Below are 18,683 nucleotides of genomic sequence, written 5' to 3'. Positions count from 1 at the left end.
GTTGGCGGAGAGAGAGGGATTCGAACCCCCGGAGGTTTTACCCTCAACGGTTTTCAAGACCGCCGCAATCGACCACTCTGCCATCTCTCCGCGGCAAAAGTAGTAAAAATTTCTTTTGGGCTAAGAAAATTTCTTTAGTACCCTATGCTTGAAAAACCTTACTTTTACAGCTACGGGCCATTCAAAAGCCGGTAATGAAAAACCTTCTCCTATATGCCAAAACCCGGGGTGGCAGTTGTGATATTGAACTGGAACGGAAAATCCTTCCTGGAGAAGTTCCTGCCCTCTGTCATTCAGTACACCCCCGATTGGGCCAGGGTGGTGATTGCCGACAACGCTTCCACCGATGATTCCATTGATTTTCTTGCCAAACATTTCCCTGATCTTCAGCTAATTCAGCTCGCTGAGAACCTGGGCTATGCCGGTGGATATAATGCTGCCCTGGCCCGGGTGGAGGCCGACTATTTCGTGTTGCTCAATTCAGATATAGAGGTGCCGCCCCAATGGGTCGAACCCGTCATTGATTACCTGGAAGCCCATCCATGGGTGGCCGCAGCCCAGCCAAAGATTCTCTCCTGGTACGAAAAACAAAGCTTTGAATATGCCGGAGCCGCCGGTGGATTTATTGATGTGATGGCCTATCCTTTTTGCCGGGGGCGCATTTTTCATCATCTGGAGAAAGATCAGGGGCAATATGCCGAAGCCCTGGAGGTGTTCTGGGCCACTGGTGCCTGCCTTTTCGTCCGGGCTGAAGCCTTTCAGCAGGCAGGTGGTTTCGATGCCGCGTTCTTTGCCCATATGGAGGAAATTGACCTGTGCTGGCGCTTGCAAAACCTGGGATACAAGGTCATGTCCATCCCGGCTTCCCGTGTGTTTCACCTTGGCGGTGGCACCCTTCCCAAGTCGAGTCCCCTGAAGACCTTCCTTAACTTCCGCAACAGCCTATGGTTGCTTACCAAGAATATGCCTGCCCGCTGGTATTACCCCTTGCTGCCTGTGCGCCTGGGCCTTGATGTGATGGCTGCACTCAGCTTCCTGCTGGGCGGCAAATGGGCCGATGCCTGGGCCGTTTGCAGGGCACACTTTGCCTTTTTCGGCAATTTTCGCAGAATACGAAGCCACGCAGCTCATCTGCCTCAAAAATTACCCTCGGGTATATATAAGGGCAGCATAGCCTTTACCCATTTCATCCGTGGCAAAAAAACTTTCCATGAAATAAACCGGGACAGAATGTCCTGATTGCTAAAGAATCAATTTGTTTTGTTTTCCAATGTGTTGATAAAGCTTTGGACTGCCAGGCGGTAGCTGTCGAGGCCAAAGCCGGAAATGCACCCCAAGCAGTTAGGCCCGATGAACGAACGGTGCCTGAAATCTTCACGGGCAAAGATGTTTGAGATATGCACTTCAATGACCGGGGCCTTCACCGCTGCGATGGCATCGGCCAGGGCTATGCTGGTATGGGTGTAGCCTCCGGCGTTGAGGATGATCCCATCCACCCAAGTGCCCGTATCCTGTATCTTGCTGATCAACTCGCCCTCCAGGTTACTCTGGAAGAAATCAATGTGGGTATTGGGAAACCGGGCCCTGAGTTTTTTCAGGTAAGCGTTGAAATCTTCTTTCCCGTAAATACCTGGTTCCCTGCTCCCTAACAGGTTAAGGTTGGGGCCATTGATGATGATTAACTTCATGCCTGATTTTTTCTGCAAATTAATGAAAATATGTTTGTATGACCTAACTTTTCAAACCTTTTGCGCAAACACCCTATAAAAAGGCCTTTTCTTTCAGGCAGGAATTTCGTATCTTTGCAATGCTTTTCAAGAAATAGGGGTGCCCCAAACGACGGGCTGAGATCAAACCCATAGAACCTGCTCCGGGTAATGCCGGCGAAGGGAAGGGATTTAAACAAAGAGCGGTCTTTCTCCCTATTTTCCGCTCAATGTTTAACCAAAAAATAAGGGATTTTTTACAATGAAAAGAAAGATGCTGATCACGGCACTATGCCTGATCATGACATTTGCTGGCTTTAGCCAGCATGCACTTGAAGGCCGGGTGTTTGACCATTCCAGTCAGATTTCCCTGCCTGGAGCCAATGTTTTGGTAAAAGGAACCTACAAAGGTGTTTTTACCAATAAAGAAGGGCATTTTGTGCTTCACAACCTGCCTGCAGGCCAATTCATCTTGCAGGTAACCTACATGGGGTATGAGCCGAAAGAAATTGAGGTGGAATTGCCTGCCCGTTCAGCCCTGGAGATAGGCTTGCAGCAAACGGCTACCCTGACTGAAGAGGTGGTTGTCGTAGGCCTGCGTGCCGATGGCCGCACCCCGGCCACCTATACCGACATTCAGGGTGAAGAACTCGCTGCCAGGAACCTGGGGCAAGACCTGCCCTTCCTGATCAGCTTGACGCCCTCGGTGATCGTGAGCTCTGATGCTGGCGCTGGTGTAGGTTACACCTGGATGAAAGTGAGGGGTAGCGATGATACCCGCATCAACGTGACCCTGAATGGCGTGCCGCTTAACAACCCCGAATCGCACGGGGTGTGGTGGGTCAATACCCCCGATATCGCTACCTCGGTGAGCAATATGCAGGTGCAGCGCGGGGTGGGGCTCAGCACTCATGGCGCGGGGGCATTTGGTGCTACCATTAGCCTCAAAACCCACGACCTCAAGGAAACCACCTATGCCGAACTGGAGAACTCCTTTGGTTCATTCAATACCCTGAAAAACACCGCCAGCTTTGGTACAGGGCTGCTGAAAGGCAAGTGGGCTTTCGACGGGCGCCTGTCGAAGATCTCTTCCGATGGCTTTGTGGACCGCGCCGCCTCTGACCTGAAGTCCTTTTATCTGTCAGGGGGCTATTATGGTAAGAAAACGGTGGTAAAGGCCATCACCTTCTCGGGTAACGAAACCACTTACCAGGCCTGGAATGGGGTGCCCGGGTCCCTGCTTGACACTGACCGCACATACAACCCCTCCGGCCTTTATTATGATAGCGATGGCGACGTTCAGTTTTATGACAATGAAACGGACAACTACCAGCAGGACCATTTCCAGTTGCATCTCTCGCACGCTTTTTCGTCCGGGCTGACTGGTAATGCTGCCCTCCACTATACCCGCGGCAAAGGCTATTATGAGCAATACCGCTACAACGACAAGTTCAGCAGTTATAACCTCCCCAATCTGATCGTGGGCGACCAGACCATCAGCCGCAGTGACCTGGTGAGGCAGCGCTGGCTCGACAATCACTTTGCCGGGATGGTCTTTTCACTGAACTACAACTCGTTCTCCAGGCTCTCACTGACCTGGGGTGGTGCCGCCAACCAATACGATGGCAAGCACTTTGGCGAGATCATCTGGGCCCGATATGCCCAGCATGTGAACAAGGACTATCGCTATTACGATAACGATGCGTTGAAATATGATGTCAATACTTATGTTAAGGCTATCTTTGAACTGCTGCCCGGAATGAACCTCCTCGCCGATATGCAATACCGCCATGTGGATTACACCTTCGAAGGCCCGGCCTGGGTATTGGGTGAAGTGGTGGCCCTGGATCAAAAGGTAAACTACGATTTCTTCAACCCCAAGGCGGGTATAAGCTGGGCCATCAGCCCCTCCAGCACCTTTTATTCCTTTGCAGGCATAGGCAACCGCGAGCCGGTCAGGCGCGATTTCACCGAGTCCTCGCCCGAAAGCCGTCCCCGCCCCGAAAAGATGCGCAACCTGGAACTGGGCTACCGCTTTCACGGGAAAAGCACCCTGCTGGGCGTTAACCTCTACCTGATGGACTACAAAGACCAGCTGATCCTGACAGGGCAGATCAATGATGTGGGGGGCTTTTCCCGCACCAATATTGATAACAGCTATCGTGCAGGCATTGAACTGGAGGCAGGCGTGATCATCAGCCCGAAACTGCAATGGCAAGGCAATGCCACCTTCAGCCGCAATAAAATCGATCTGTTTGTTGAATATTCTGATGCCTACGACAACGACTGGAACTGGGTGGGCACCGATGTGCAGGAATACCGCAACACCGATATTTCATTCTCGCCTTCGGTGATAGCTGCCAGCATCTTCTCGTATGAGCCCCTGCGTGACCTGAACCTCTCGCTCAGCACCAAGTATGTGGGCAAACAATACATCGACAATACCATGAGTGCTGACCGCATGCTCGATGCTTATTTGGTCAACGATTTAAGGCTGAATTATGTGCTTCGCCCCGGCTTTTTCCGCGAGGTGGAGCTGGTTGCCCAGGTGAACAACCTCTTCAACGCCTTATACGAAACCAATGCCTGGATCTATAAAGGCGTGGTTGGCGACCAGGGGTTAATCACCATCGAGGACGGTTACTTCCCACAGGCCGGAAGGCATTTCCTGGCAGGGGTGAATTTACGCTTTTAAAAAGACCTTTCTCCTCCCTGGTTTACCCATACCATGCTCATAGTTAATACGGAGTTTATTCGGTTTAAACCGAATAAACTCCGTATTAACTCCGTATTAACTTCCTGGATGCCCTCTAAATGTAAGATGTTAGGAATGTAAAATTAGTATATGTTTATGCAGAGGGACAAGCATTTACCCTTTGTAAGTTGCCGGGATTTTCAGGGGGATTATTGGGACTTTTGGGAGGAAGTAATTGGCGTTTTAAAAAGAATTCCTTTTCCCTGCCTGAACAACAGACTTCATTGCTTTAACGGAAGGCTGGCATTTTAAAGCCCAAAGGAAATCGGTAAAAAGGAAAGACGATGCTTATTCCGTGTCTTCCGTTTTCGGGGGCTTTTCGGGGATGGTCTCGTCGGTGCCGCTGGGTTCATCTTCCCATTTGCGGTGAATGGAATAATTGCGCCATTTTTCGAGAACGGCCAGCATGTCTTCGGGCAATTCTGAGTCGAAGAAGAGGGGTTTGCCGGTGGTGGGATGCTTGAATCCCAGGGTTTTGGCGTGCAGGGCGTGCCGGGGCAATAAGTTAAAGCAGTTGTTGACAAACTGCTTGTACTTGGTAAAGGTGGTGCCCTTCAGTATCCTGTCGCCCCCGTAAGTCTCATCGTTGAAAAGGGGGTGTCCGATGTGCTGGAAATGGGCCCTGATCTGGTGGGTGCGGCCGGTCTCGAGTTTGCATTCTACCAGGGTCACATAGCCGAAACGCTCAAGTACGCGATAATGGGTTATTGCGTGTTTTCCGTAATCCCCATCGGGAAAGACATCCATCACCTTGCGGTTTTTCAGGCTGCGGCCGATGTGGCCCGTGATGGTGCCTTCATCCTCCTGAAAGTCGCCCCAAACCAGGGCGTTGTATATGCGGTCTATTTTCCGGTCGAAGAATAGCTTGGCCAGGCGGGTCTGGGCGATCTCGGTCTTGGCCACCACCATGATCCCCGAGGTGTTTTTGTCGAGCCGGTGCACCAACCCGGGTTTGATATCCTCATCATTTTGCCTGGGCAGGTTCCCAAAGCGATGTACCAATGCATTGACCAAAGTGCCGGAATAGTTGCCATAGGCGGGATGCACCACCAGGCCCGCTTCCTTGTTGATCACAATGAGGTCTTCATCCTCATAGAGAATATTGAGGGGAATATCCTGGGGTATGAGTTCAATTTCGCGGGGAGGGTAAGCCATCACAATGCTGATCACATCGCCGGGTTTCACCTTATAGTTAGATTTTACCGGCAGATCGTTGACCAGGATGTTGCCAGCCTTTGCCGCCATCTGGACCTTGTTGCGGCTGGCATTCTCGATGCGGGAGGCCACATATTTGTCGATGCGCAGCAAGCCCTGTCCGCGATCCACCACGAAGCGGTAATGCTCGTACAATTCCTGTTCTTCACCACCTTCTTCCTGGCCATCCTCTTCGGGAAGGTCTCTTTCGTCAATCATTGGGGATGTTTTTAGCGGGCAATAATAAAGCGCAGCGACTGGCTGCGTTGTTGCTGCGGGTGGGTCAGGCGCAGGAGATACATCCCATTGCTGAATGCGCTGACATCCAGGGCAGTAGCATATTCCCGTGAAAGCAGGAGCCGGCCGCTGATGTCATATACTTCAAGCCTGACCTCTTCAGGGTTAAGGCTTCGGTCATCCAGCCTGATGTTCAGCAGATCGTGGCGGACCGGGTTCGGGAAGACATTCACACCCAGACTGAGCTGCGGCAATTCGACCCCAACGATGGTCTCCGGCCCGAAGTATGGACGTATCATCAAAGCACCTTCGTAAATGGAAGGAACCCATTCATTGCCCACGTTATAGAATATGTTTTCGCCTGCCTGTCCATTGGCATCATAGCCCAGGTTCAGGAATCCCTCGTTCAGCTGCTCCCAGCCCACGTAAATGGTGTCGGACACCTGGATGGGCTCATCGAGCAGGTAGGTCACAAAGCCATTCAGGCTGTCTTCAAAATCAGGGCTTTGCACCTCCGACTGATACAGGATCTCTTCAGGTTCGAGGTTTTTCCAGATGGTAAGATAAAACGGAATATCGTTGCTCTCGGTGAGGGTGCGGTTAAAAAGAAACTGTACAGCCTCGAGGGTGTCGGTTTTGCTCAGGATAAACCGGTAGGCGCCGCGGGCGTTTCTGCCTGCCAGGCCGTAACCGCTTTCGGGCACCCCATCATCGTAGGCAAAATAATTCTGAAACACCTGGTCGAAGGCGATGGTGTCGTTGCGCTGGTAGCTGTCGCCGGCCACCCCTTCGCGGATGATATGGACCACCTTGAAGTGGCGTTCTGCGGCGGGCGCTGTGGGCAGGGGATTCTGAATGACGATGGGGTTGGTGTGGGGCTGGTAATTCTGGTAGCCGTCCTGAAAGAAGGGGGCTATATTCCAGGTCCCGCCAGAATAGGTGCGTATGTTGGTGCCGCTCTCATCCTGAATGAAATAACGGTACACATAGTTGTAAACAATGCCTCCCAGGTTGGTGATCTTCAGCTCGAGATTGCTTTTCAGGTGTGATGGTGAATTAACGATGTAATGCGACCAGGGCATGGCCGAATAGCGCTTCAGGATGGAGGACGCCCCATCGGCAAAGGCGATATCGAAATAAGTATCGTTGAAAACACTGCGTCCCTGATCGAGGAGCACATAGTCGATATTCCAGATGTTGTTGTTGCCGGCCATATTGACCGGGGTCTTGTTGGTTTCGATAGAAAAACTGGAGTAATTTTTGAACCTGAACCTGAAGTCATCGCGGAAGAATGCCGGATCGGTGATGAAGAGGGCGACTCTTTTAAAATAGGGGAAGTCGTCGCCGGAGAAGTTTGAAAGGTCTTCACCGGTGGCCCTCCATACCGATTCCCATTCATCGGGAATCCACACCGTTTCGCCTTCTTCGTTTTCGTCGAAGTAGCCCGGGATGCGCAGGAATTCCAGCACAAGCGAATCGCGTCCGCGGGGTGCACTGCCATTGCCCTGGGGCTGATAATAGAAGCTGAGAAGGACTGAATCGGCAGGAGCCAGGCTGCCGAGGAGGATTTGCTGTGAGGTTAAATGGTCGGCAACAAACTGGTAGGCGTTTTCGTGGGCGGCTTCATAGATCCCGCCATACTGGTCAAGGGCATCGAAAGTAGCCACGCCCACGGTTTTGGGGTGGACCGCAAAACTGTTGTTGATGAAGGCTGAACTGTCGGCCCAGAGCGAAGCCTCAGGGAAAGGACCCGGGTAGGAGAAGTCATCGCGGAAGGGGAGGGATAACTGCTTAGGTCCGGCGGGCTCGGCCTTTGGCCGGTTTTCAATGGCGGCTTTCCGGGGGTTGCGCAGCAAAGGCATTAGCATCTCCTGGGCTGGAGCCAGGGTGCTCAGCAACACAAATCCAATGAAAACGGTTATGGCTTTATTCATCATGCTTGCTCTTTTCAGGATCGTTTTGGGCTATCGGTGGAAAATATCCCGGAACGGATTAAAACTGATCGATGGAGCGGTACCAGACATCCACTTTGCTTCCCTTCTTCACAAGGACGTCCTGGTTGTATTCAGGCTCCTGCCGGTAAACCCTGGCATTCTGTCTGGAAACGTTATTTTCGAAGGTTTCATTGCCCAGTTCCAGCATATTTTCTTCCAAGGTAGCCCTGACCTCATCGGGGTCTTTGCCAAACAGCAGGGGCACCGGGATGCTCTGCATTTCCGAAAGGTATTCTTCAAAATCGAAGCGGTTACCGGAGCGGTAGGTCAGGTTGACTGCACTGCCGGCAAGCAGATAATGTCTTTGCACGGTGGGATCGGGGGATTGCTGAAAAACCCTTGGGTCGTCATTCTCATTATCGAGGAATTCCTCATTGCCAACATTGAGGGAGACGGAATGAAGGGCCGCGATGGCTTCACTACGGGTTTTTCCCAGCAGGGAAGGCACGGCTACGGTGGTCTCACCCAAACCCCGCCCGATGACCAGGTCAATAGCGGTCCCTTTTTCCACCATGGTTTCGGGTTCAATTTTCCCGTTGTTGAACTTTTGTTCCAATACCGCATTCTCGGCGACGTCGTGACGGTATTCCATATTGCCAATTTTAAGGCCGTAGGCTTCGAGCAAAGCCATCGCCTGGCGCATGGACAGGTCGACAAGGTTAGGCATGGGTACCATTTCGGGCAGCACGGCCACCTTGGTAAGGTAGATGGTACGGTTCTTTTTTACCTCGATCCCCGGGGAAGGATCCTGGTTGGCAATGGTGCCTTTGGGCTTCGAATCGTCAAAGATCGAATCGTTGAGCGTGTACCGAAGATCCATCTTTCGGAGGATCGTTGAAGCCTCCTGTTCAGTCAGGCCATTGAGGTCGGGAACGGTAATGGTGCGCCCGTGCAGGGTATAGATGTCGAGCAGTTTCAGCGAAACCCATAAAACCACTATTCCGGCTGCGGCAGCCAGCAGCACCTGACGAAGAAATACCTTGCTTTTGACAAAATCCCAGAAATCCATCGTGAAAAATTATTAAAGCGTAAAAATACGAATTAATGCTGATTTTTTCTGCATCGGCTGCAAGGCGCCCAATTTTTCTTAAGTTTGCCAAAAAAACAGCCTTCAATCCATTAGGGAATGGGCATTGATTTTATTTTTCATTTAAAGCCCTGGTAAATAAATCATTATCCTGTGAAAAAGAACATTGCACTGGTAGCCGGGGGCGATTCGGGAGAATATGTGATCTCCATCGAAAGCGCCAAAATGATCAAGCGAAATATTGATCCTGCCCTGTTTGATGTATATACCCTTGTCATCCACCATCAGAAATGGACCTACCTGGATGAGGAGGGTGGGGAACACCCGGTGGACAAAAATGATTTTTCCATCCTCCACCAGGGGAAAAAGGTGATTTTCGACTGTGCTTTTATTACCATTCACGGCACCCCCGGAGAAGACGGGAAACTGCAGGGGTATTTTGAACTGATGGGGATTCCCTATACCACCGCTAGCTTGCTGCCTTCAGCCCTGACCTTCAATAAATTTTTCTGCAACCAGCTTGTTGCCCACTGGGGGATCCCGGTGGCCCGCTCGGCCAAGTTCAGGAGGGGTCAAGCCCCAAGCCTGGAGACAGTATTGGGGCAAGTTCGTTTGCCGGTATTCGTGAAGCCCAACAAAGGGGGATCCAGCCTGGGGACGAACTTTGTCAGGGAAACGGGTGATCTTTTGCAGGCCATCAAAACGGGCTTTGAGCACGATGACGAAGTGATGGTGGAAGAATACCTGGAAGGGACCGAGCTGACCTGTGGCGCCTTTCTCCAGGATCAAAAGGTGAGGGTCCTTCCGGTAACGGAGATTGTCAGCAAAACAGAAGCCAGGTTCTTTGACTTTAAGGCCAAATACACCAAAGGAGCCGCCGATGAGATCACCCCTGCACGCATTTCCGGGGAGCTTACCGACAGGGTCAAGGAAACCACCAAATTCCTGTATGAGAAGCTCGAATTAAAAGGGCTGGCGCGGATTGACTTTATCTATTCGAAAGGAAAGCTCTGCTTCCTCGAGGCCAACATCACCCCCGGAATGGCCGAAACCAGCATTGTGCCCCAGCAGGCTGCCTATGAAGGCCTTTCCATTCGTGAGCTGTTTACGATTTTGATCCGGGAAGCAATGGCCCATTAATTCCCCATTGTGCATATGCCTTAACTACTGGGTGCCCCTTTGGGAATTTCATACCGTTCAGGGTTCTTTCCTAAGGGTTATTCGTCAAAAAATGTACCAATTTTTCTATGGCGCGGAATCGGTGGCTTACCCTGTTCTTGATGTCAGCCGAAAGCTCGGCAAAGGTTTGCGCATAGCCTTCTGGGATAAAAACCGGGTCGTATCCGAAGCCTCCTTCGCCCCGGGCTGAATGGGTGATATGCCCATTGACAATGCCCTCGAAGAGGTATTCCTGCCCGTCTAATATCAGGGCGATCACAGCCCTGAACCGCGCCCTGCGATTGGTTTCGTTCTTTAATTCTTCCAGGAGTTTCAGCATATTGTCACGACTGTTTTTGCCGGGACCTGCATAACGGGCTGACATCACGCCGGGCCTGCCGTCAAGGGCTTCCACCTCGAGGCCGGTATCATCGGCAAAGCAATCGAGCCCGTAATGTGTTTTGACGTAACGGGCCTTGGCCAGGGCATTTTCTTCAAGGCTGGGCCAGGGCTCGGGGATGTCTTCAAAACAACCGATATCCTGAAGGCTCACCAAGGGATAATCCGGGCCCAGGATTTCTGAGATCTCCTTCAATTTATGGGGGTTGTTGCTGGCAAAGACGAGTTTCATCATCAGGGTAAAAAACCTGCCCCCGAAACAAAGGTCACGGGGGCGAGGGGGGTTAAAGTTGTTTTGAAGGATTATTCCAGTTCAATGATCACAAAGTTTTTGGGTACCAGCTGTCCGGGTTCAACATTGATGGTTTTGATGATGCCCCTGAAAGGCGCAAAGATCTTGTTTTTCATCTTCATGGCCTCAAGGATACAGAGGATGGTGTCGGGTTCGACCTCCTGCCCTGGCTTTACATAGACATCCTGGATGGTGCCCGGCATAAAGGAGGTGATCATTTTCGGGTTCAGGGGTTCATAGGGCTTGCGACGGCTGTATTTTTTATTGATCGTGGTCCTGTATACGTCAGCGTCGATGGTGAACTCCACATATTGCTGTTCGTCCTGTTGCAGTGTATTGTCTTCCATTCCTTTTTTATTTAATGGGTTTTCCGGCAGAGAATCATCCAATGGTCACGTGGGATGTTCTTCTTTTTAGAATGGCGGAATTCCGTGCTTTTTCTCGGGGCTTTTTTCCGATTTCTGCGACGAGATATCGAGGGCGTGAATGACAAACCTGCGGGTCTCGGAGGGTTCAATGACCGCGTCGATATATCCGTGTGCAGCGGCCACATAGGGATTGGCAAACTTTTGCTTGTATTCTTCCACCTTGTTGCGCCTCACTTCCTCAGGGTCGTCGGCATTCATGATCTCGCTGCGGAAGATGATATTGGCAGCGCCTTCGGGTCCCATCACGGCAATCTCGGCGGTGGGCCAGGCGAACACAAAGTCGGCCTGCAGGTGACGCGAACACATGGCAATGTAGCCTCCCCCATAAGCTTTACGCAGGATCACGGTGATCTTGGGCACGGTGGCTTCGCTGTATGAATACAGGATCTTAGCGCCGTGGCGGATGACTCCGGCGTGTTCCTGGTCAATACCGGGGAGGTAACCCGGAAGGTCAACCAGGGTCACCAGTGGAATATTAAAGGCATCGCAGTAGCGAATAAAGCGGGCAGCCTTATCAGAGGAGTCGACATCGAGCACCCCGGCCAGCACCAAGGGCTGGTTGGCTACGAAGCCAATGGTTTGCCCGTTCAAGCGGCCAAAGCCGATGACGATGTTGGCAGCAAATAACTCCTGCACTTCAAAAAAGTCGCTATCATCGCTGATGGAGCGTATCACATCGCGCACATCATAAGGCTCGCGCGGATCGGTAGGGATGATGTTGCTGATCCGGTATTGCCTGCTTTTCGGGGCTTTCTTTGGGAAAGGATCGGCTTTCTTGGTGTTGTTCCAGGGAATGTACGACACCAGTTTTTTGATCTGGTCGAAGCACTCGGCTTCACTGGAAGAAAAGAAGTGGGCGTTGCCGGTGATCTCGCTGTGCACCCGTGCCCCTCCCAGTTCTTCCATGCTGATCTCTTCGCCAAGCACCGATTTGATGACCTCAGGGCCGGTGATGAACATTTTGGAGATCTTGTCCACCACAAAAACAAAGTCGGTCAGGGCAGGGGAATAAACAGCACCACCGGCACAGGGCCCAAGGATCACGGAGATCTGGGGAATGACGCCTGAAGCCTGGGTATTGCGGTAAAAGATCTCACCATAACCTGCCAGTGAGTTGACGCCTTCCTGTATACGTGCACCCCCTGAGTCGTTGATACCGATGAGCGGAATTTTGAGTTTCATGGCGTGGTCCATGATCTTGGTGATCTTGCGGGCATGCATTAAGCCCAGTGAACCCCCTGCCACGGTAAAGTCCTGTGCAAAGATACAGACCGGGAAACCACTGATGGTACCTGTGCCGGTGATGACACCATCACCCGGGAGGTGTTTCTTGTCCATATCAAAATCCTTGGCCGCATGCTCAACAAAAAGGTCGTACTCGTGAAAAGAATTGGGATCGAGCAAGGCAATGATCCGCTCACGGGCGGTCATCTTTCCCATAGCTACCTGCTTCTCGATGGCCTTCTGGCCGCCTCCCTGCAGGGCACTCTGCATGCGCATCTTCAAATCCAGCGTTTTCTGCTTAATCGACATGATCTATCCAGATTTATAATGAGTTTACTTGTTGATTATTAGTGTTTTGTGAAACAGCCAATGACCAGATTCCATGAATTTGGACGGTGAAAAAACATTCAAAGTAATAAAAAAAAACTGAAAGAACGGGTGTTTAAAGGCTCAAAATTGAACCGTAAAATATAGGATTGGTTGCAGATTTGGCTCAAACATATGTTTTAATCCCTAATTTTAGCCTTGTTGAAAACTGAAACGGGTATGTAGTCAAAAAAAACCACATACCCGTTTTTTTTCATTTTAATCAGAAAGAACGATTTTAAGGACCTCCGCCGTGTTCACTCCCCGGATCTGGATGAAATAAATTCCCCTGGACAGTCCGTTGAGGCTGAACTGATGCTCATCGCCAGGAATGATATCCCCGGGTTCATGAAGTGCAACCAGTTGTGCCTGTGCGTTATAAAGCCCCACGGATGCCGAACGAACGCCCTCGTTAAACCGGATCCGGATATGATCACGTGCGGGGTTGGGATAGGCTTCAAAGCCGCTTGCTCCAGCTTCGGGAAGGCGCACGGAAGTGGGGTCTGAGGTAAAGGAAGCGACCAGGTTAACGTTGCCCCCCGGCATAATGAAGATATAATCCGGGTCTGTGCTAAGCACATTGCCGCCCTGTATCCACCCGGAAAAGAGGTTTCCCAGGTTGGGGGTGGCCCTCAGACTCACTGTTTGCCCTGAGAGGTAAGAGCCATTGCCGGTGACCATTCCCGCATTATCGGGATTAATTGTAATATTGACATTATAAGTGATGGCTCCCGCGGCGAGGAGTTCAATTTTATCCAGGGCAAAGAACCCTTCGCCTTCTCCTGCATACTGGAAGGCAATGCGGACGTTTTCCTCATTTCCGGCCTCTTTAAGGTTAAGTGTTGCGCTCAGCCATTGCAGGTCAGCGCTGCCTGAAGCAAAGCTGGGGTGCATGTTGCTGTCCCATACCTTTTGGAAAGAAACCCCAGCGGTACTAATCCAGACAGCAAGTATGGGGCCGTTTTCCTGCCAAATCCCATTAAACATAAAACGCAAAGCAGGACTGGTAAGCGGATCAAAATTGGTTAAAGGAAGAACGAGCCATTGATCGGCCTGGATACCCTGGCTGCTTTGCATTCCATAAAACTGCTCGCCCTGGGCGGGCTCAATGGTAGAACCATCCACCTGGAGCGAGGTGTGAAGCTGCCAGTTCCCCTCGCCGTAATCCAGCCAGCAATCGCCGTTAAAGCCACTGGCAAAAGTCTGGAGGTAAGGAAACGCACTGATTGTTTCGTCACAAGCGCCGACCTTTAAAAGGTAAGCCCTCGCTGAAGGCTCCGATTCCCCGTTTACGTAATTGGCGGTGACATGATAATAAGAGAGGCCCTCGGATGGTGTGGCATCGGTAAAGCTCAGCAATTCAGTATTGGTGGTGCTGTGAATGTTGCTGCCATTTCTGAAAACCCGGTAACCGGTGGGTATGATTGACTTATTGTACAATTCAGCATCCCGGGTTCCTGTGCCAGGGGTATTAAGGGCACTGGCCATCAGGTCGTCGAGCCTGGAGCTGTTAAATTCTGCGAGACCATTTTCCTTGCTGGCATCCACATAAATCCTGGTCAGGTATGTATAAGAACCTCCCATATTGGTGACATTATGCGCGGTCCAGTTATCAGCCGAGCCATAAAACGAATAGCCCTGTCCGTAATTCACCAGTTGCATCAGGGAAGAGGGATGCCCGCTGGCATCCACCGGTTTCACCGCGACATAAAAATAATTGTCGAGCACCAGGGGTTCTGTAAGGATGTGTTCCTTGACCTGCTGGCTCACTGCCACCAAAACGGGTGACTCATATAATAAGGTAGCCCCGTCAGAGGCGTAGATCCTGAAGGTAAACTGGTTGTTGGGCCATGGATAGCTGGAATGCTCAACAAACATATGAGAGACCCTGGAGAGGGTGAGGGGATAGGTGAGCCCAAAGACGGGCGCATCAAAAACCACTGCCCGTTCGGGTGATGTCCAGGTCAGGTGGGTATAGGTGTTTACATAGCTGAACCAGCCTTCAGGATTCGGGGCAGAACCTGGCTGATACCAGTTAATTTCTGCTTGCTGATTGGCAAGTAAGGCGGCTGAGGCGAATCCCGGCGCGGGGAATTCGTCCTGGTAGGGGTCATATCCACCCAGGGACTCCTGACCTGTGTTGAGAGGATCAAGAAAGGGGGCCACCCGTTGGGTTTCGCCCGGGCCGTTTTTGTCCCAGTGGTACCACATCTTGCCATAATAATCTGGCGAATAGGGATTGTCGCAGGAAGAAGAACCACCCGTAAGGGTGCCAACCACCTGTCCTAGGGCGTTGAAGAGCGGGGAACCGGAAGAACCGCCTTCCACGACACCATGGCCGTTGGTGGAGGGGCTCCAGCTTACTCGCCAGGCCGAATTGGAGGCCATTTGCGATCCGCTCACAAGGGGATTGGCACTGGTTAATTGTACATTATAGGTGGAAATCATTTTTGCATCCCCTGCAGGATGATGAATGCCCGCACCTGAAAAACTGGTATTGTTGGTGCGGTTCCAGCCGTTCCAGTATGGATTCCACTGGGGTGGAGGATCCTGACGTAGCATCAGCAAACGGAAATCGGAGCCTCCTGCCAGGGGTCCCAGGGCCTTCAACTCAGCGCCAACGATCAGGTGCTGAGGGGGCGTGCCGGTATTTTCGCAGCCCGGGCGTTCATAATTGAAATAAAACTGCCAGTAAAGCATATCACGGTCCGTCGCGTTTGTACCACAGTGGGCTGCCGATAAAAACAAGGGAGAGGCATCCTGTGCGGTATTGTTGATCAGGGTCCCGGTACACCAGAAATAGCTGTCACCTACCCGCATCAGCATACGGGCCACACCCCGCTTTTCATCCTGCCAGTCATCGCCTTCTGCACAGTTGATGTTGACCTGGCAATCGCCTGCATCCCCTAAACTCTTGTCGTCCTGGCCAAAAAGGCTCAGCCCTCCGCCGTAACCCAGGTAAATAACGCTTTCAATGTTCAGCAGGCCATATTCCATTTGCCCGGGTTTTCCTGAATAATAAGGTTCCTCGTATTCCACGATGAGGGTTTCCCCGGGGATGATCTGGGTCGAAAATACCTGGTCGGCATTGTTGTTATGAAAATCAAAACCGCCGATGACCTGTGATTTGTCGGCATTGTAAACAAACAGCCTGGCGCCTTCCTGCAGCTCGAAGGCATCGAAGTTAAGGCCCAGTCCCAGGGCACCCGGGACGTGGATCACCTGCCGCCAGAGATGAACCCGGTCGTTGACCACTTCCCACTGGCCGTGGGTCAGGGGATTCACTTCCGCTTCAACGGCCAGGCCGGCAAACAGGGGCTGACCAGGTTCGTAAACCCCCAGGCGGGCATCCTTTTCCTGCAGCTGCTTTGAATCAAGCAACAGGCTTACTTCAGGCAGGTTATTAACTGGAAGATTATAAAGGGAACTTACAGGCAAGCCACCCTGCGATAACTGGGCTGAAGTGTTCATTAAGCCAAAGACCAGAATGAACAGGGTCAGTATAATAAATCTGGTTCGGGACCGCTTCATCTTTATTCAGGATTAAGTGATTTGAGTAACTCAACTATAGAATAAACCAACCAGTGATTGAAAATGTTTTGTAAAATCAGGCGTCAAAGATACTTCAAATTGATAAAAACGCAAGCCGGCTCATTTTCAAGGGTTGTATCACGAATCACGGACCATTAAAACAAAAGGGCTCTTGCGATTCCTTTACATATATGGTAATTGGGGTATAAAGGCCAGGGACCATTTATTTGTTTTAAGAAATATTAATACAAATGTGGTGCAACTTCAATCCCTTCATTTCAGGATAAATCATTAATATTGCACTCACATTCGGGCTAAGCCCTTTTTTGAAAATTATAGAAAAAGAAATTGATGAGAAAGTTATTCATTTTTGCATTTACGATATTCTTGCTTGGGTTTTCCGGCTATGGGCAACGAGCCGGATTTAAATCCTCCAATCTGATCGCCCTGCCCGCTAATCTCCAGGGAAAATCAATGGTCTCCGATACCTTGTTGCCGGGTAACTGGGAGACAGCTACCGGGGTTGCCCTGTACACCTGGGAGGATGACATGGGTTACATTTTTGGAACCAACCTGTATGGTGACCTGGCTTACGCCCAGCGCTTCGATGTGGAAGAGCCCTATGATATCGTGAAGGCGATATTCTGGATTGGGGAAAAATTTGGCGATACAGGCGAGGTGGTTTTCTCTGTCTGGGATTTCAATGGCATGTATCCCGGCGAATTGCTTGGCAGTGTGACTGTTGCCATGGAAGATATTACAGCCTCCGAGGATTTTGAGGGTGCCCTGGTGGTGGAATTCGACGAGCCCGTATTTGTTACCGGCAGTTATTTGATCGGGGCTGATATCAGCGGTCTTGAAGCCTTTGAACCGGAGGTTTACGGGTTGGGGCATTTTTCTTCTACTGACGAAAACGGTACCGGGCTGGGTTATGCCTATGTGCTTGAAGGCACCATGTGGGTGCCGGTGCTGAACTACGACGTGGATGCGGATATTGCCATATTCCCGGTGGTGAACTACGTGGAAACCCATACCGTCACCCTGAATGTGGATATGACCGGGCTGGAAGCATTTGACCCCGATTCGAATAAGGTTTTTGTGACAGGAAACTTTAACAAATGGGTTGAACCCGGTGCCGAAGGAACCATTGAAATGACGATGGTTCCCCGGGAAAATGAAGAAGATCCCCTCATTTACACCCATACCCTCCCTTTCGTCCGGGTGGGCGAGATGTTTTATAAGTATTATTCCGATGCCGTTGGTGAAGGATGGGAAGGCGGCGAATGGGAAGGAGATCCCAATCGTTACCTGTTTGTTCAGGAGGACCTGGAGGTAAACGACCTCTGGGGCGAACCATCGGTTGGCATTGAAGAGGAAATCACGGATATGGATATACGGGTTTTTCCGAATCCTGTTCGTTCTATCCTGAATATTCGAAGCAGGCAAACGATTGACCACTTGAGGCTATTTGACCTTACCGGCCAGATGGTTTTTGAGAAAAGTGTGAAGGATTTTGAAACTTCAATGGATACAGGAATGTTCCGCAGTGGCATCTATATCCTGCAAATTTTTTCCGGGCAGCAAGCAAAGAATCATAAAATCCAGATCATTAAATAGCGAATTTTGAGGTTCCCTTAAAAAATGCGTCTAAGGGTAAACCCCAACGAATGATGAATTTTTGGAGAAGTTTTTTGTCAAAATTTATGTACCTTTAAAATTATTGCTAAATTTAAGGGCCGAAAAATGGATAGAGGGGAGTCCTGCCGGATTGCAGTTTGATCTTTGGATTTACCGGTCTATCAAAAATTAATAACATTTTTAACCATTAAAACCTTTCATTATGAAGAAAATTTTTACTTTTTTACTTTTTATTTTTGCCACAGCATTGTTTGTGCAAAATGCTTTTGCCGGGATGGCTTCAGAACAACCCACCGGCAAAGAAGAGGTTGTTATCTGGGAAGAAGGCTTTGAGCCTGCCGTAGATACCGGCGCACTACCCGACGGCTGGACCCAGAAAAAGTCAGCCAACGCCATTGGCAATGATCTGGTGGATCTTGAATCAGGAGATCAGCAGTGGTGGCGTTACTCCGAATTGTATGATATGGGTTACACCAGTGGTTATAATGCAGACTGGGTTCGTACAGGCGAAGCTTCGATGCATATCAACTGGAACGTGGAAGCCGAACAAAACGTGTATGCCATTTCTCCTGTGTTTACTTTACCTGAAGCCGAAGAAATGACGCTGGGTTTCTGGATGTATTTTCCTTCAAGCTACCATACCGAATTAAACATTCTCCTCGAATTGGATGGTACCTGGGAAGTGCTTGCAGAGTTGAACTCTACCGATGAACCCAACTTGTATGAATCGGAAG

The 18,683-nt window shown here is 50.7% G+C and carries 13 protein-coding genes, 1 tRNA gene and 1 riboswitch; of the genes, 5 read left to right on the top strand and 9 right to left on the bottom strand.

The genetic code is table 11. The annotated features are described in order from the left end of the window. Nucleotides 1–2: 2 nt before the first annotated feature. Nucleotides 3–90 (bottom strand) — tRNA-Ser (locus V2I46_02785). A gap of 123 nt (nt 91–213) precedes the next feature. On the opposite strand from V2I46_02785, the gene V2I46_02780 reads away from it, so the two are divergent. Next, entirely contained in the window at nt 214–1,239 is a 1,026-nt protein-coding gene (locus tag V2I46_02780) for a glycosyltransferase family 2 protein (GenBank protein MEE4176415.1), read from the top strand. 11 nt (nt 1,240–1,250) lie between these two features. Here the strand turns inward: V2I46_02780 and aroQ are convergent, their stop codons facing one another. Then, nucleotides 1,251–1,688 carry a type II 3-dehydroquinate dehydratase gene (gene aroQ, locus V2I46_02775; protein MEE4176414.1) on the bottom strand — a complete coding sequence of 146 codons (438 nt, stop codon included), beginning with the start codon at nt 1,686–1,688 and terminating at the stop codon, nt 1,251–1,253. Between the two features lie 125 nt (nt 1,689–1,813). Beyond that, nucleotides 1,814–1,909: riboswitch (TPP riboswitch) on the top strand. Nucleotides 1,910–1,968: 59 nt separating this feature from the next. Here aroQ and V2I46_02770 point away from each other — a divergent pair. Further along, nucleotides 1,969–4,401, top strand: a complete 2,433-nt coding sequence (locus tag V2I46_02770; protein MEE4176413.1) for a TonB-dependent receptor — start codon at nt 1,969–1,971, stop codon at nt 4,399–4,401. 348 nt (nt 4,402–4,749) lie between these two features. On the opposite strand, the gene V2I46_02765 is transcribed toward V2I46_02770, so the two are convergent. From V2I46_02765 to V2I46_02755, 3 genes are read right to left on the bottom strand one after another with little or no spacing between them, the layout of a single operon-like run. Next, on the bottom strand, nt 4,750–5,874 hold the full coding sequence (locus V2I46_02765; GenBank protein ID MEE4176412.1) for an RluA family pseudouridine synthase: 1,125 nt from the start codon (nt 5,872–5,874) through the stop codon (nt 4,750–4,752). An 11-nt stretch (nt 5,875–5,885) separates the two neighbouring features. After that, a complete protein-coding gene (locus V2I46_02760) occupies nt 5,886–7,826 on the bottom strand; it encodes a T9SS type A sorting domain-containing protein (protein MEE4176411.1) in 1,941 nt (646 codons plus the stop codon). A gap of 58 nt (nt 7,827–7,884) precedes the next feature. After that, entirely contained in the window at nt 7,885–8,895 is a 1,011-nt protein-coding gene (locus tag V2I46_02755) for a PASTA domain-containing protein (protein MEE4176410.1), read from the bottom strand. Between the two features lie 171 nt (nt 8,896–9,066). On the opposite strand from V2I46_02755, the gene V2I46_02750 reads away from it, so the two are divergent. Continuing rightward, entirely contained in the window at nt 9,067–10,053 is a 987-nt protein-coding gene (locus V2I46_02750) for a D-alanine--D-alanine ligase (GenBank protein MEE4176409.1), read from the top strand. Nucleotides 10,054–10,123: 70 nt separating this feature from the next. Here the strand turns inward: V2I46_02750 and V2I46_02745 are convergent, their stop codons facing one another. From V2I46_02745 to V2I46_02730, 4 genes are all read right to left on the bottom strand, one after another. Beyond that, the gene (locus V2I46_02745; GenBank protein ID MEE4176408.1) at nt 10,124–10,702 is read right to left on the bottom strand and encodes a non-canonical purine NTP diphosphatase; all 579 of its coding nucleotides are present in this window, start codon (nt 10,700–10,702) and stop codon (nt 10,124–10,126) included. Between the two features lie 71 nt (nt 10,703–10,773). Then, entirely contained in the window at nt 10,774–11,109 is a 336-nt protein-coding gene (locus tag V2I46_02740) for an acetyl-CoA carboxylase biotin carboxyl carrier protein subunit (protein MEE4176407.1), read from the bottom strand. 66 nt (nt 11,110–11,175) lie between these two features. Beyond that, nucleotides 11,176–12,723, bottom strand: a complete 1,548-nt coding sequence (locus V2I46_02735) for an acyl-CoA carboxylase subunit beta (GenBank protein ID MEE4176406.1) — start codon at nt 12,721–12,723, stop codon at nt 11,176–11,178. Between the two features lie 276 nt (nt 12,724–12,999). After that, nucleotides 13,000–16,311: a T9SS type A sorting domain-containing protein gene (locus tag V2I46_02730; protein ID MEE4176405.1), complete on the bottom strand. Its 3,312-nt coding sequence runs from the start codon at nt 16,309–16,311 to the stop codon at nt 13,000–13,002. 351 nt (nt 16,312–16,662) lie between these two features. Between V2I46_02730 and V2I46_02725 the strand changes: the two genes are divergently transcribed. Together V2I46_02725 and V2I46_02720 are read left to right on the top strand one after the other, a co-directional pair. Beyond that, the gene (locus V2I46_02725) at nt 16,663–17,928 is read left to right on the top strand and encodes a T9SS type A sorting domain-containing protein (GenBank protein ID MEE4176404.1); all 1,266 of its coding nucleotides are present in this window, start codon (nt 16,663–16,665) and stop codon (nt 17,926–17,928) included. A 223-nt stretch (nt 17,929–18,151) separates the two neighbouring features. Further along, nucleotides 18,152–18,683: hypothetical protein (locus V2I46_02720; protein ID MEE4176403.1), on the top strand; the 532-nt coding region annotated here is incomplete at its 3' end.

The sequence above is a fragment of the Bacteroides sp. genome (genome assembly GCA_036351255.1).
Taxonomy (GTDB): domain Bacteria; phylum Bacteroidota; class Bacteroidia; order Bacteroidales; family UBA7960; genus UBA7960.
This window is presented reverse-complemented; position numbering and strand designations above follow the sequence as displayed.

Excerpts from the sequence above, each read along its gene's own strand:
- V2I46_02765 (MEE4176412.1), bottom strand. The coding sequence starts at position 5,874 with ATGATTGACGAAAGAGACCTTCCCGAAGAGGATGGCCAGGAAGAAGGT.
- V2I46_02725 (MEE4176404.1), top strand. The coding sequence starts at position 16,663 with ATGAGAAAGTTATTCATTTTTGCATTTACGATATTCTTGCTTGGGTTT.
- V2I46_02780 (MEE4176415.1), top strand. The coding sequence starts at position 214 with ATGCCAAAACCCGGGGTGGCAGTTGTGATATTGAACTGGAACGGAAAA.
- V2I46_02755 (MEE4176410.1), bottom strand. The coding sequence starts at position 8,895 with ATGGATTTCTGGGATTTTGTCAAAAGCAAGGTATTTCTTCGTCAGGTG.
- V2I46_02745 (MEE4176408.1), bottom strand. The coding sequence starts at position 10,702 with ATGAAACTCGTCTTTGCCAGCAACAACCCCCATAAATTGAAGGAGATC.
- V2I46_02740 (MEE4176407.1), bottom strand. The coding sequence starts at position 11,109 with ATGGAAGACAATACACTGCAACAGGACGAACAGCAATATGTGGAGTTC.
- aroQ (MEE4176414.1), bottom strand. The coding sequence starts at position 1,688 with ATGAAGTTAATCATCATCAATGGCCCCAACCTTAACCTGTTAGGGAGC.
- V2I46_02735 (MEE4176406.1), bottom strand. The coding sequence starts at position 12,723 with ATGTCGATTAAGCAGAAAACGCTGGATTTGAAGATGCGCATGCAGAGT.
- V2I46_02770 (MEE4176413.1), top strand. The coding sequence starts at position 1,969 with ATGAAAAGAAAGATGCTGATCACGGCACTATGCCTGATCATGACATTT.
- V2I46_02760 (MEE4176411.1), bottom strand. The coding sequence starts at position 7,826 with ATGAATAAAGCCATAACCGTTTTCATTGGATTTGTGTTGCTGAGCACC.
- V2I46_02730 (MEE4176405.1), bottom strand. The coding sequence starts at position 16,311 with ATGAAGCGGTCCCGAACCAGATTTATTATACTGACCCTGTTCATTCTG.